12 protein-coding genes and 1 other RNA gene are annotated in these 14,345 nt (G+C 33.2%); 3 read left to right on the top strand and 10 right to left on the bottom strand.

Annotated elements, in window-relative coordinates:
- Nucleotides 1–154 precede the first annotated feature (154 nt).
- From AC3VI6_RS00140 to AC3VI6_RS00170, 7 genes are all read right to left on the bottom strand, one after another.
- On the bottom strand, nt 155–2,932 hold the full coding sequence (locus tag AC3VI6_RS00140; RefSeq protein ID WP_497704720.1) for a bifunctional aconitate hydratase 2/2-methylisocitrate dehydratase: 2,778 nt from the start codon (nt 2,930–2,932) through the stop codon (nt 155–157).
- A 368-nt stretch (nt 2,933–3,300) separates the two neighbouring features.
- Nucleotides 3,301–3,611: RNase P RNA component class A (gene rnpB / locus AC3VI6_RS00145), an RNA gene on the bottom strand.
- Between the two features lie 175 nt (nt 3,612–3,786).
- Nucleotides 3,787–4,911: a molecular chaperone DnaJ gene (dnaJ, locus tag AC3VI6_RS00150; protein WP_497704721.1), complete on the bottom strand. Its 1,125-nt coding sequence runs from the start codon at nt 4,909–4,911 to the stop codon at nt 3,787–3,789.
- A 90-nt stretch (nt 4,912–5,001) separates the two neighbouring features.
- Complete coding sequence (locus AC3VI6_RS00155) at nt 5,002–5,562, bottom strand: nucleotide exchange factor GrpE (protein WP_497704722.1); 561 nt, start codon at nt 5,560–5,562, stop codon at nt 5,002–5,004.
- A gap of 125 nt (nt 5,563–5,687) precedes the next feature.
- Nucleotides 5,688–7,001: a UDP-N-acetylglucosamine 1-carboxyvinyltransferase gene (gene murA, locus AC3VI6_RS00160; RefSeq protein WP_497704723.1), complete on the bottom strand. Its 1,314-nt coding sequence runs from the start codon at nt 6,999–7,001 to the stop codon at nt 5,688–5,690.
- Complete coding sequence (locus AC3VI6_RS00165; RefSeq protein ID WP_408035910.1) at nt 7,002–7,634, bottom strand: DUF4290 domain-containing protein; 633 nt, start codon at nt 7,632–7,634, stop codon at nt 7,002–7,004.
- A gap of 48 nt (nt 7,635–7,682) precedes the next feature.
- Entirely contained in the window at nt 7,683–10,010 is a 2,328-nt protein-coding gene (locus AC3VI6_RS00170; RefSeq protein WP_497704724.1) for an ATP-dependent helicase, read from the bottom strand.
- A 228-nt stretch (nt 10,011–10,238) separates the two neighbouring features.
- On the opposite strand from AC3VI6_RS00170, the gene AC3VI6_RS00175 reads away from it, so the two are divergent.
- From AC3VI6_RS00175 to AC3VI6_RS00185, 3 genes are read left to right on the top strand one after another with little or no spacing between them, the layout of a single operon-like run.
- On the top strand, nt 10,239–10,856 hold the full coding sequence (locus tag AC3VI6_RS00175) for a SatD family protein (RefSeq protein WP_497704725.1): 618 nt from the start codon (nt 10,239–10,241) through the stop codon (nt 10,854–10,856).
- Nucleotides 10,853–11,566, top strand: a complete 714-nt coding sequence (locus AC3VI6_RS00180; protein WP_497704726.1) for a DUF3307 domain-containing protein — start codon at nt 10,853–10,855, stop codon at nt 11,564–11,566. The genes AC3VI6_RS00175 and AC3VI6_RS00180 overlap by 4 nt, the downstream gene beginning before the upstream one ends.
- A complete protein-coding gene (locus AC3VI6_RS00185) occupies nt 11,556–12,068 on the top strand; it encodes a DUF7935 family protein (RefSeq protein WP_497704727.1) in 513 nt (170 codons plus the stop codon). Before AC3VI6_RS00180 ends, AC3VI6_RS00185 begins: the two co-directional genes overlap by 11 nt.
- Before the next feature lie 27 nt (nt 12,069–12,095).
- Here AC3VI6_RS00185 and AC3VI6_RS00190 read toward each other — a convergent pair whose 3' ends face one another.
- Genes AC3VI6_RS00190 through AC3VI6_RS00200 form a run of 3 tightly spaced genes read right to left on the bottom strand, consistent with a single transcriptional unit; the run spans nt 12,096 to nt 14,342 of the window.
- The gene (locus AC3VI6_RS00190; RefSeq protein ID WP_497704728.1) at nt 12,096–12,326 is read right to left on the bottom strand and encodes a hypothetical protein; all 231 of its coding nucleotides are present in this window, start codon (nt 12,324–12,326) and stop codon (nt 12,096–12,098) included.
- A 2-nt stretch (nt 12,327–12,328) separates the two neighbouring features.
- Nucleotides 12,329–13,486 (bottom strand): peptidase MATCAP family protein, encoded by a 1,158-nt coding sequence (locus AC3VI6_RS00195; RefSeq protein ID WP_497704729.1) that lies wholly within the window; start codon nt 13,484–13,486, stop codon nt 12,329–12,331.
- Between the two features lie 25 nt (nt 13,487–13,511).
- Nucleotides 13,512–14,342, bottom strand: coding sequence for an N-formylglutamate amidohydrolase (locus tag AC3VI6_RS00200; RefSeq protein ID WP_497706557.1), 831 nt, complete (start codon nt 14,340–14,342; stop codon nt 13,512–13,514).
- Nucleotides 14,343–14,345: the final 3 nt, after the last annotated feature.

The following is a 14,345-nucleotide window of genomic DNA, read 5'->3' on the forward strand; positions in this document are numbered from 1 at the left end:
TACCAAAAAAAACAGTATAAAAGATGGAAGTAGCTATATAATTATAATAAGTTTACATAAGTTTTTTCTATAGTAGAGTTTAATCCAGAAATTAATTAATAACAACAAAGCCCGAGTTAAAACTCGGGCTTCTATTTATAAATAATGTTTGTGATTACATTACTAATTGCTTTTGAGATGGTTTAAATTTCGTTAATACGATTCCATCAACAGCTTTTTCGTATTCTTCCATGGTAGGAGTTCTTCCTAAAATAGTTGATAATACTACTACTGGAGTAGATGATAATAACGATTCTCCTTTTTTCTCACCAGAATCTTTTACAACTCTTCCTTGGAATAAACGTGTTGAAGTTGCCATTACCGTATCTCCTGGTTCTGCTTTTTCTTGGTTACCCATACATAAGTTACAACCTGGACGCTCTAAATATAACATGTTTTCATACTTCGTACGTGCTAATCCTTTAGGAGCATTATCGTCAAACTCAAATCCTGAATATTTTTGTAATACTTCCCAATCTCCTTCTGCTTTTAACTCATCTACAATGTTATAGGTTGGTGGCGCAACTACTAATGGAGCATTGAACTCTACTTTACCTTGTTGCGCTTCAATGTTCTTTAACATTTGAGCTAAGATTTTCATATCTCCTTTATGAACCATACAAGATCCTACAAATCCTAAGTCTACTTTTTTAGTTCCTCCGTAGAATGATAATGGGCGAATAGTATCGTGCGTATAACGTTTAGAAACGTCTTCGTTATTTACATCTGGATCAGCAATCATTGGCTCAGCGATTTCATCTAAATCAATCACAACTTCTGCATAATAGTTAGCATCCGCATCTGGTTTTAACGCTGGTTTGATACCTGTTTTAACCTCTTGAATTCTAGTATTCGCTTTATCAACTAAACCTTGTAATACTTGCTTTTCATTATCCATTCCTTTATCAATCATGATTTGGATACGGTCTCTGGCAATTTCTAGTGATTCAATTAATGTTTCATCTTCAGAAATACAGATAGAAGCTTTTGCTTTCATTTCCGCAGTCCAGTCAGTAAATGTAAAAGCTTGATCAGCTGTTAAGGTACCTATATGTACTTCAATAACTCTTCCTTGGAAAACGTTCTCTCCTCCAAATTGCTTTAACATTTGTTGTTGTGTAGCGTGCACTACATCACGGAAATCCATGAAACTTCTCATATCTCCCTTAAACGTCACTTTTACCGATTGTGGAATTGGCATTGTAGCTTCTCCAGTCGCTAAGGCTAAAGCAACTGTTCCTGAATCGGCACCAAAGGCAACACCTTTAGACATACGTGTATGAGAGTCACCTCCAATAATGATATCCCAATCACTTACTGTAATATCATTCAATACTTTATGAATTACATCCGTCATTGCGTGATATTGTCCTTTAGGATCACGACCAGTAATTAAACCGAAGTCGTTCATAAACTTCATTAATCTAGGAATGTTCGCTTTTGACTTATCATCCCAAACTGAAGCAGTATGACATCCTGATTGGTATCCTCCATCAACGATTGGAGAAATTACCGTAGCAGCCATCATTTCTAATTCTTGAGAAGTCATTAACCCTGTAGTATCTTGAGACCCTACAATGTTAACTTCTACACGAACATCAGAACCTGCATGTAATGTTTTTCCTGGAGTAGTTCCTACAGCATTTTTGTTGAAGATTTTTTCAACCGCTGTTAATCCTTGTCCTTCAACAGAAATTTCTTTAGACGCTGCATATACTTGTGGAGCTTCAATTCCTAAAACTTTGGCAGCAAATGTTTGTAATTTTTTACCAAAAACCACTGCATAAGAACCACCAGCTTTGATGAACTCCATTTTTTGTGGAGTTAAAGCATCAGAAATATCTTTTAATTCTTTATCGCCGTTATATAATTTCTTAGTTTTTGTGTTAATAGTTAACACAGTTCCTGTATCAACAGAATAAGTTTGTTCTAAAACTGGCTCTCCATCAGCATCTAATACTGTATTTCCTTCAGCATCTTTTTGTTTTACCCAGTTTTTAAGATCAATACCAATACCTCCAGTTACCCCAACAGTCGTTAAGAAAATTGGAGAAATTCCGTTAGTACCAGCAATTACTGGTGCTATATTTATGAATGGTACATAAGGGCTAGAAGAAATTCCTGTCCAAAGAGCAACGTTATTTACTCCTGACATTCTTGAAGATCCTACTCCCATCGTTCCTTTTTCAGCGATTAACATCACTCGTTTATCTGGATGTTGCTCTTTTAATGCTAACAATTCTTGTTGCATTTCTTTGTTGTGCTCAAAAATAGATTGTCCGTGTAACTCACGATCAGATCTAGAGTGTGCATCTGCACCTGGTGATAATAAATCTGTAGAAATATCACCTACACCAGCAACAAATGTTACTATTTGAATTTCTTCATCTACCTCAGGTAATTTTGTAAAAAATTCTGCTTGCGCATAACTCTCTATAATTTCTTTAGCTATTGCACTTCCAGCTTTCATAGCCTCTTCTAAACGCTCAGTATCTGCCTCATATAAAAACACTTGAGTTTTTAACACTTTAGCAGCTTCTTTAGCTATTGCTTCATCATTCCCTAAAGCTAAGTCTAATAAAGCCTTAATTGAAGGTCCACCTTTCATGTGAGATAACTGTTCAAAAGCAAAAGCTGGAGTAATTTCTTCTACTACAGATTCTCCTAAGATAATCTCTTTTAAGAAATCAGCTTTTACACCAGCAGCACTTGTTGTACCTGGTAAAACATTATAAATGAAGAAATTAAGAGACTCTTTACGGTGCTCGTTATTTTCATCTTTAATTTGTGAGATGATTTCAGTTAACAATTCACTTCCATCAATTGGCTTAGGGTGTAGACCTTGCCCTTTTCTTACTTCAATCTCCTTTAGGTAATCTGAGTATGTGTTCATAAAAGGTTTATTATTTAATATTTGAAAGAAACTCTAAAAACTAGGCTTTATTGAAGTTGATATACAACTATAAAAACTACTCTTATTATTTCTTGATTTATTTGTATCTAAACTGTTATATGTAAGCACATATATCAAGTTTACATACGAGTATATCTTGTTATTTTTTGCCTAGCAAAAGTACTATTTTAACCTCAATTTTAAAAATAAACAACAAAACAGCAGAAACAATGAATTTATTCAATTTGAAACAGCTGTTTTTAAAAATATACTAAAAAAACACTTAAAAATAGGCTTATTAATTATCAATTTGACAATTGAGATATTTTAAAGATAATACTGAAAAGACTATAATGATTCTAAATAGGAAAAAAAGCAGACCCATAAGCTGGATTCTGTCCCTCAAAAAATGAGGCTCTTATCATTTATCTAGTTCCGAAATTACTCTCGGAATCAATCTGCCTACCCCTTAGAATCGCGCGAGTAACGCTCAAGCTCTAATGTACATGGCATTGCACCGCATAGAGTTTACCTGGTTTCACTACAGCATTACCTGTACATACTTTCTGTTGCACTTGTCCTCGGTTCACACCGGACGGATGTTATCCGCTATGCTACTCTATGGTGTCCAGACTTTCCTACTTACATGTACTGCAAGTCGATAAGATAGGTCTGCTTAATATGTTTTTAGTTCACAACTTTATTCATAAAAAAAACCCACTCAAAAAATTGAGTGGGAAAATTGCTATGAAAAAGAAAAAGTGTCTAGAACGTCTCCTAGACACTGCAAATATATAAACGTTTTTTGTTTTAAAAAAATTTTAAATCAAAAAAAATCAAATTTTATATTTTTTTTAAGAAAACATGTCCTTAACCTTTTCGAAGAACGACTTGTCTGACTTTTGAGGGTTTGGACTAAAGTTCTCATCTTCTTGCATTTCCTCAAAAAACTTACGTTGATTCTTTGTTAATTCTTGTGGTGTCCACACATTTATATGAATTAAGAAATCTCCATGCCCGTAACGTTCAATACTCGGTAATCCTTTACCTTTTAATCGTAAAATCTTACCTGATTGCGTTCCTGCATCAACTTTAATCTTAACTTTTCCTGTAACTGTATCTATTTCTTTAGAAGTTCCTAAAACAGCTTCTGAGAAGTTTATGTATAAATCATAATGTATATTACTTCCTTCTCTCTTTAAAGTATCGTGTGGTACTTCTTCAATCAACACTAATAAGTCACCAGGAATTGAGTTCTTACCAGGAGCTTCGTTTCCTTTTCCTCCTACTTTTAATTGAACTCCTTCAGTAACTCCTTCAGGAATGTTAATAGAAACGGTTTCTTCTTTTACAATCATACCTTGAGCATCTGCTCCACTAGGTTTCTTGTCTAACATTTCTCCTGCTCCATGACAAGTACCACAAGTAGTCGCTGTTTGCATTCTACCTAAAATGGTATTGGTAACTCGCATTTGTTGTCCTGTACCATTACAGGTTGAACAAGTTTTATACGTTACTCCTTCAGCTTGAACTTTTCTACGAACTTTTACCTTCTTCTCTACTCCTTTGGCAATTTCTTCTAAGGTAAGTTTTACACGAATACGTAAGTTACTACCTTTAACTCGTGCTTGACGGTGACCACCGCCACCAAAACCTCCGAAACCACCACCGAAAGCTCCTCCAAAAATATCTCCAAATTGGCTGAAAATGTCATCCATATTCATTCCACCACCACCGAAGCCTCCATGACCTCCTTCAAAAGCAGCATGACCATACTGATCGTAACGAGCTTTCTTGTTCTCATCACTTAATATTTCATACGCTTCAGCAGCTAATTTGAATTTTTCTTCAGCATCTTTATCATCCGGATTTTTATCTGGATGATACTTAATAGCCATCTTTCGATATGCTTTTTTTATTTCAGCTTGCGATGCCGATTTTGATATTCCTAATATTTCGTAATAATCTTGTTTTGCCATTCTATTAGTTATTAGTCTTTAGTTATTAGTCTTTAGTTTTTTTACTAATAACTTAAATTAAACTATTATCAAACTGCTTATGATAACCGTTTACGCTTGCCCCATTACTACTTTAGGGTGACGAATAATTTTATCTCCTAGTTTGTATCCTTTCTCTACACAATCGATAATTTTTCCTTTTAAATCTTCTGTTGGAGCAGGTATTTGTGTAATTGCATCATGAATTTCAGCATCGAAATCATCTCCTGGCTTTACCTCTATCTCTACTAATCCTTTTTGTGTTAAAGTGCTTTTAAACTTGTTATTGATAAGCTCCATTCCTTTTAATAACTCAGAATCTTCAGACTTTTTAATTTCTGCCAAACCTCTATCAAAATCATCCATAATTGGCAGTAAAGCTGTCATTAATTCTTGACTTGCAGTTTTAAAAAGCTCGACACGTTCTTTAGAAGTACGTTTTTTATAGTTTTCAAACTCTGCAAACAAACGTAAGTATTTGTCTTTTTCTGCTTGAATTAACTCTTCAGCAGTAGGCACTTCTTTTGACTCAACCTCCTTATTTTCTTGAGTTTCTTCTTGATCTCCCCCTAATTCTCCACTTTTTACAGCGTCATTAATTTCGTCTTCTTTTGTATATTGATCTTTACTCATTGTAAATAGTTTCTTTTATTTTCTCTCTTTTGATTAACAAGAATGTTGCCAATAAAAAAATCGTGTCAACTTGACACGATTTTTAATCTATAATTTTACCTAATCCGCTAATTTACTAATTAGTGTTAATTTTCTATTCTTTCAATTTTTGCTCCGATAGATTTTAAACGAGCTTCAATATCTTCATAGCCTCTATCAATTTGTTCAATATTATCGATGATACTCGTTCCTTTAGCAGAAAGTGCTGCTATTAATAGTGAAATACCTGCACGAATATCTGGTGAAGTCATTTTTGTAGCCTTTAATTGCGATTTGAAATCGTGACCAATTACCGTAGCTCTATGTGGATCACATAAAATTACTTTTGCCCCCATATCAATTAATTTATCGACAAAGAACAAACGGCTTTCAAACATTTTTTGATGGATTAATACCGTTCCTTTTGCTTGAGTAGCTACTACTAAAACTATACTTAATAAATCTGGTGTAAACCCTGGCCAAGGTGCATCGGCAACGGTTAATACAGACCCGTCAATATAACTTTGAATTTCGTAACTATCTTGCTCAGGAATAAAAATATCATCTCCTCTTTTCTCTAGTTGAATTCCCAACTTTCTAAATACATTAGGAATTTGCCCTAAATCGTCCCAACTAACATCTTTAATAGTTAATTCAGACCGTGTCATAGCTGCCATACCTATCCAACTACCAATTTCAATCATGTCTGGTAAAATGGTATGCTCACAACCTCCTAAAGACTCAACTCCTTCAATCGTTAACAAGTTAGAACCTACACCTGAGATTTTTGCTCCCATTGAATTCAACATTTTGGATAATTGTTGAATATAAGGTTCACATGCAGCGTTATAAATCGTTGTGGTTCCCTTAGCCAAAACCGCAGCCATAATAATATTTGCAGTACCTGTTACAGAAGCTTCATCTAACAACATTTCTGCTCCTACCAATCCAGTTTCTGTTTCTACTCCGTAGAAATATTCTTCACGGTTATAACGGAATTTTGCTCCTAAATTGATGAAACCTTCGAAGTGTGTATCTAAACGACGACGACCAATTTTATCTCCTCCTGGGCGTGGAATATATCCTTTTCCAAAACGAGCTAATAACGGACCAACAATCATAATTGAACCTCTTAATGAGCTCCCATCTCTTTTAAAGTCTGCTGATTCTAGATATTTTAAATTGATATCATCTGCTTGAAAACTATACGAATTCTTAGAGAGTTTTTCAATCTTAACTCCCAATTCTCCTAAGATGAAAATCAACTTATTGACATCAATAATATCAGGAATGTTGTTTATTATTACTTTTTCTGAAGTTAATAACACCGCACAAATTACTTGTAATGCTTCGTTTTTTGCTCCTTGTGGTGTTATTGTTCCTTTTAATTTGTGACCTCCTTCAATTTTAAATGATGCCATTTATTTTTTTCTGTATTTAGTGTTTGCTTTTCCTTTTGATTTGTGCTGACCTTGCGTACTGCGTTTTCTTAACAAGCTTTTACTATCTGTTAAATCTTCTTCTATACTTCGAATGTCTATTTTTCCGTCTGATAATTCATACAAATGATCAAAAATTACATTATCATCAACCGTATCTTTATTCCAGTTTAGATAACATTTTTTCATATGATTTGCAATCGTAAAAACCAACGCTTCTTTCATATCACCATCTTCCCATGTTAAAGCAACATCAATCATTGTTTGAATGTTCGTTCCATAAAAACGATATTTTGAAGCTGATTTAGGGTATGCCATTCTTTCTGGAGCCTCTTGTAACTCTTCTTTAGAAGGAGTTTCATAAGGAGAATCTACATCTAATTTAAAATTAGACATGATATGTAACTGATCCCAAAGCTTATGCTTAAAATCAGGAACATCACGTAAATGTGGTTGTAAATTACCCATCACGTCTATAATCGCCTTAGCCATTGTATTACGCTCTTCTCTATCTTCTAGAGCAACACAATGATTTACGAGTTTTTGTATATGCCTTCCGTATTCAGGAATAATTAATTTCGATCTTTCTGAATTGTATTCTAAATCAAACGTCATTTCTCTATGTTTTTATCCATGCAAAATAGGTAATTATTTACGAATTAGCTATCCGACTACCTTCAATTTTGCAAATTGTAACAATAATTTCTTTTTACCTACAGTACTAAACTCTATTTCAGCTTTTTTATTGGGTCCTTTTCCTTCTAAAGCTATTACTCTTCCTGTTCCAAAGCGGTTGTGCTCTACCAAATTCCCTACAGTAATTTCTCCATCAAATAAATTCATTGTTGGATTCATTTCTGAAACCTTTTTCATTTTACTTTTTGGAGGAATCGTCATCGGTTTTTCTTTCTTCTCTAAAAACTCTTTTCTTTTCTTCTGAATAGGTTTTTGGAAACGAATTTGCTTCGGAGTATCATCAAACAAACTTGCATCAATAAACCTATTTGCTGATGGTTCAGGAACTTTAGGAGTTAAATACTCTAAATATTGTTCATCTATTTCTTCTAAGAATCTACTTGGTTCACCGTCCGTTAATTTACCCCAACGATAACGTGTTTGCGCATAGGTCAAATACGCTCCTTTTTCAGCTCTTGTTAAGGCTACATAAAATAAACGACGTTCTTCTTCTAGCTCACTACGGGTATTCATACTCATTGCCGAAGGGAATAAACTTTCTTCCAATCCTACAATGTATACATACGGAAATTCTAGACCTTTTGATAAGTGAATTGTCATTAACGAAACACGAGGTTCTTCATCTTGTTTATCAGAATCAAAATCGGTTGCCAATGCTACGTCTTCTAAAAATGATGTTAGCGAAGCATCTTCTCCTGTTTCTATTTTGTCGGTAATAAAGTCTTTTATTCCGTTTAATAATTCCTGAACGTTTTCAACCTTATTAACCCCTTCTGGAGTTCCGTCTTTCTGTAAATCTTTGACTAATTGTGTTTGTTTTACCACTAAATCTGCAATTTCAAATGCATTTTTAGTTTGCGCTTCTATTTGAAAACGCTGAATCATATTGACAAAGTTTTGCAACTTTGTTTTAGTTCCGGAATTAATACTTATATCAATCGTGCTGATATTCTTTAAAATATCAAACATCGATTTTTTATAATGATTTGCAGCAATTGTCAACTTATCTATCGTTGTAGCACCAATACCTCTTGCTGGATAATTGATAATACGCTTTAACGCTTCCTCATCATTCGGATTGATTAAAATTCGTAAATACGATAATAAATCTTTAATCTCTTTACGTTGATAGAAAGAGATTCCTCCGTAAATTTTATACTTGATATCTTTTTTACGCAATGCATCTTCTATCGCTCTCGATTGCGCATTGGTACGGTATAAAATAGCAAATTGATCGCTTGTTAACTGATGATTCATTTGGTTTTCCCAAATAGATTGAGCTACAAAACGTCCTTCTTCTCCATCAGAAATGGTACGCATTACCTTCACTCTATCTCCTGCATCGTTTGCCGTCCAAATTTCTTTATCTAACTTCGTTTTGTTCTTATCAATAACACTATTTGCTGCACGAACGATATTACTTGTAGAGCGGTAATTTTGCTCTAATTTGAATGTTTTCATGTCTGGATAATCCTTCTGGAAATTCAAAATATTTTGAATATTAGCTCCACGGAATCCATAAATACTTTGCGAATCATCTCCCACCACACAAATGTTCTGGAAACGATCTGCCAACGCACGTACAATTAAATATTGCGAATGGTTGGTATCTTGGTACTCATCTACCAAAATATAGCGAAAACGATCTTGATATTTTGCCAACACATCCGGAAAACGTGCTAATAATTCATTAGTACGTAGTAACAAATCATCAAAATCCATTGCTCCTGACTTAAAACATCTATCTACATATTCTTTATAAATATCTCCAGTTCTAGGTCTGCTTGCTTCTAAATCTGCTTGTTGTAAATCAGAATTATTAAAATACGCTCTTACCGTAATTAAACTGTTTTTAAAAGAAGATATTCTACTTAGAATTTGCTTTGGCTTGTATCTATCTTTATCCAAATTCATCTCCTTGATAATCGCAGTTATCAATCGAACTGAATCTTGTGTATCGTAAATTGTAAAGTTGGATGGATATCCTAATCGGTCAGCTTCCGAACGTAAAATACGTGCAAAAACCGAGTGAAACGTTCCCATCCATAAGTTTTTAGCTTCACTATAACCTACCACTTTACCAATACGGTCTTTCATTTCACGGGCAGCTTTGTTGGTAAAGGTAAGTGACAAAATGTTGAATGCATCTACTCCTTGCTCCATTAAATAAGCAATTCTGTAGGTTAATACACGTGTTTTACCCGATCCTGCTCCGGCAATAATAATCATTGGACCGTCTTTTTGTAAAACGGCAGCTCTCTGTGGCTCGTTAAGTTGCTCTAAATAAGTACTCAATGAAAAATAAATTGAAAGATTTTAAAAATGGAAAATTAACCATTCTTTTAGGTTTATTAAAGATTCTGAACCATTTTTTATTCACGAATTTTATTCTCAAAAAATTCGACACATTTACCGAATATTTTAAAATTCGTCTTTATAACCGAATAAACTCAAATTCGTTTTTAAACCCGAATTATTTTGTTTTATGATTATAAAAATCTATTTTTACTAAAATTTAGCGGTATGACAAGTGTAATAACAGGAGATATCATAAACTCTAGAGATGTGTTGACTGAAACATGGCTTCCAATTTTAAAGCAAAGCTTTAACAAAATTGGAAAAACTTCTAAAACATGGGAAATTTTTCGTGGTGATAGTTTTCAAATTGAAATTAAACATATTGCTAACGCTTTACTTTTTGCAATTGAATTAAAAGCTGCTATTAAAAAAATAAAAGATTTAGATATTCGTTTAGCTATTGGAATTGGCTCTAAAAATTTTGAGGCATCAAAAATTACAGAAGCTAATGGCGAAGCTTTTGTTAATTCAGGATATGCTTTTGATCATTTATTAAAAAAACAAAATTTAGCGCTAAAAACACCTTGGAAAGACATTAATGAAGAGTTTGAAGTTTCTTTAAGTTTAAGCTTGCTAATTATGGACAATTGGACTGTAAATTCAGCTGAGTTTGTAAACATGTATTTAGAGAATCCTAATAGCACTCAAAAAGTTATTGCTAAAAAATTAGCTATTTCAGAAAGTAGTGCTAGCGAACGAAGAAAACGTGCTGGTTTTGATGAAATCATGAAACTAGAAAAACGTTACAGAACTCTTATAAATAAGAAACTAACCAACTTATGATATTGTTTTTAAAACTTTTAGTTGCTCATTTATTGGGCGATTTTGTTTTTCAACCTAAAAACTGGGTAAAAGACAAAGAAAAGAAGAAAATTAAATCACCCAAACTGTACGCTCACATAGGAGTTCATGCGGTTTTGCTATTAATCTTATTACAGTTTAATTTACATTATTGGGGTATTTTCTTGTTGGTTATCATTTCTCATTTTATAGTTGACTTAGGCAAACTTTATCTTCAGAAAAAGAAAAACAAACGCTTATTTTTCTTTTTAGACCAAGCTTTTCATCTCCTTTTTTTAGGAATCGCCACTTATATTTTTCAACCTTTTGATATTACATTTTCAACAATAGTAAATGAACACAATTTACTTTTAGCTTGCTGCTTGCTTTTTGTTACGTTTACCTCTTCAATCATTATAAACACGTTAATTTCACGTTGGAATCCTGAGAAAAATAATAAATCAGAAGAACAATCGTTAGCTAATGCAGGAAAATATATTGGCTTTTTAGAACGTTTATTGGTTTTTGTGTTTATAGCAATTAATCAATGGGCAGGAGTTGGATTTTTACTCGCAGCAAAATCAATATTCAGGTTTGGAGATTTAACCGCATCAAAAGATAGAAAATTAACAGAGTATGTGCTTATCGGAACTTTATTAAGTTTTGGATTGGCAATTTTAACAGGACTCGTATATTCGCATTATGGAAGATAAAATTATAGAAGGATTAGCCTATGCCTTACCCGCTTTAGTAACTGGAGGTGTAGCTTATCTTATTTTAGGTCGTTTTATAGAACAAGACAATAAAGAAAAAACCTTCAACGCTTTGGTTGAAAAAAAGCGTGAAAGTTTACCTGTAAAACTACAAGCATACGAACGTATGTTATTGTTTTGTGAACGTATTAATCCATCAAAATTATTATTAAGGGTAAACCCTATCGGAGATGATCCTGACAACTATTTACAACTTTTAATAGGAAATATTGAGCAAGAATTTGAACATAACTTGGTTCAACAATTATATATTTCTGAAGATAGTTGGAAAGCAGTTTTAGCTGCTAAACTGGCGATTATTGCAAAGCTTCGATCTACAGCAGATAACGTAAGTACTGCAAAAGATTTGCGTGAAAATGTACTAATTGACTATTCCCGAGAAGAAAGTCCTGCAAATACAGCCGTTTCATTCCTTAAACAAGAGGTAAAAAAACTGATATAGTAAAAGCCTCCTAACGGAGGCTATTTTTTATGAATCTTCTCTTGTAAAAAAGTAATATATTACATACAGCCAACTTAACATTCCATGTATAATTGCTAATAATATCGATTTATTTCTATCCCAAGAAATTACCACTGCAATTACACTTCCTAAACCAATTCCGTTTTTAACTATCGTTTTATTCACTTCGGAATCATGCGCAAAAATATCTAGTGTTAAAAACAATAGGGTTATTAGTAGTATATTTTTCTTAATCATATTTATTTTAAATTATTTAGAATAAAATCAATTTTGGGATTGGTATTTGAATTCGCTACATAAGAATCCGTAATATATTTTGCATGCTCTGCATAGCCTCTATTAATCAAGTATTCAATATCATTAACATATTCTAATGAAACTTTTCCTGTTAACAATACACTTAAATCTTTACCCGAATGGAAATAATCATAGATTTTTTTCAATCCTGTTAAGTATAGATAATCTTTTGTAAATCCGCCTCCTCTATGAATACGTGTCGTGATATAAAACGCTTGCTCTCTTTCTAAGTCATAGTTATTATGTAATAACCTGAAGGTTTTAGAAAATGAAGATCCTTTTACCAAACTATTTACAGCAATTACACGATACGCCAATTCTTTTAAACGCTTAATAGTTAAATTACCCGACATATATTCACTAAAAACAGCTAATCCTTCTTGTGTCTCAACATTATTAGGAAAACCATGAGAAAATATTTTTAACGGATGCAACACACCATTCATCGTCGTCACCATATGTACTCCGATTTCATGATTAGTTAAAATACCCATTTCATTTTTTGAAAACGTATGATTACTGTTTAACACTAAGGTTTGCGTACTATTTAATACCATAGCAATCGCACCCATAGTATCAGACTCTTTTATATTGAACGAAAAATCATACCTACTTCCGTATTCTCTAAATAATTTTTCCGCTTCTTCTATAGAGTATTTTGGTTGAAATATTTCTTCGGAAGTATCTTCAGCATCAAAATGAAGAATGAATTTAGCATTCTCTACATCTTGTTCCGTAGGCTTACCGAAGGAACGCAAACTATTATAATAGAATTTTTTCCCTTCGCCTACAGTTTCAATACACTGTACAATTCCCGAGTAGTAATAAATAATCTCTTCATATAGATTACGAATTTTTTCATCCTCTATCAACTCCAACGGAAGTGTAAAAAACTCTCGATGTAATTTAAACTTGTCAAAATCTCTTTTTGGATATTCAAAAACAGGATCGGTTAAGTATTTCGACTCAAAAAAACGTTGCTTTTCTTCCTCTATATTAACAGGGTTTACGTAACGTAATAACTCTATTTTTTTAACGAGTTTGTCTATTCTTTTGTCTATATCAGCAATCGCTTCTGCAGTAGCATTAATTTCTTTCATTCTAATTTATTAAGCGGTTGCAAATTTACTTTTTATGCGTTTCATAAAATGATTGTGCATGCAATTTCAACTCCTTTTTTAAGTAATTTCCTACTGCACTAACTACTTCTGGATACGTAATTTGTGCTAACTCATCACAATATACTTTCGCTATTTCTGTTGCCAATACTAAAGTATTATTGAAGTTTTGCGTGATATACTTTAAGAAATATCCATTTCCTTGAAAAGTATCATTGATTTTAGACGTTGATTTGATATTATTTGGTAGTGGCATTTTTTCTAAAACACTTCTCCAAGCTTCAATTTCATTACCAAAACGATTGTTATCAACATTTGCTGTACCTAAATTCCAAGTTGGTACTTCTCTCTCCCAACGTTGCCAATTATACGAGTGCATATCATATACGATACAAGTACTAAACTTCTCCTCAATTTTTGAAATCAATGCATAAACAACCTTATAAAAATCAGCATGTTTAGCTAAACTTTTAGCTTTCATTTCTTCGGAAAGTGGCTCGTGCCACAACTGTTTACCCCAAGCGTCAGTATAAATTGCTGTTTCTGGAGCGCGATTTAAATCATACTCAAAACGAGAGTCCATCCCAGCAATAACAATTGGATGCGATTGCACCATCGTTTTGGTTTCAGGATCTTCTTCATACCAACGTTCGTATTCGGTATGTATACAATTATCCCACAATTCTTGTCTAAATTGATGCCCGTCGTGAACAGCTCCGCATACATACGGAACATACTCATCAATTTTTATGGTAAATGAATAATCGCTAGAAACGGCTTCAAAAATTTCTTCATTTTGAATCTTCTCTATAATTGCTGCTATTGAAAGCTTTTCCATCAT

This window comes from Tenacibaculum sp. TB-56, from assembly GCF_059716275.2.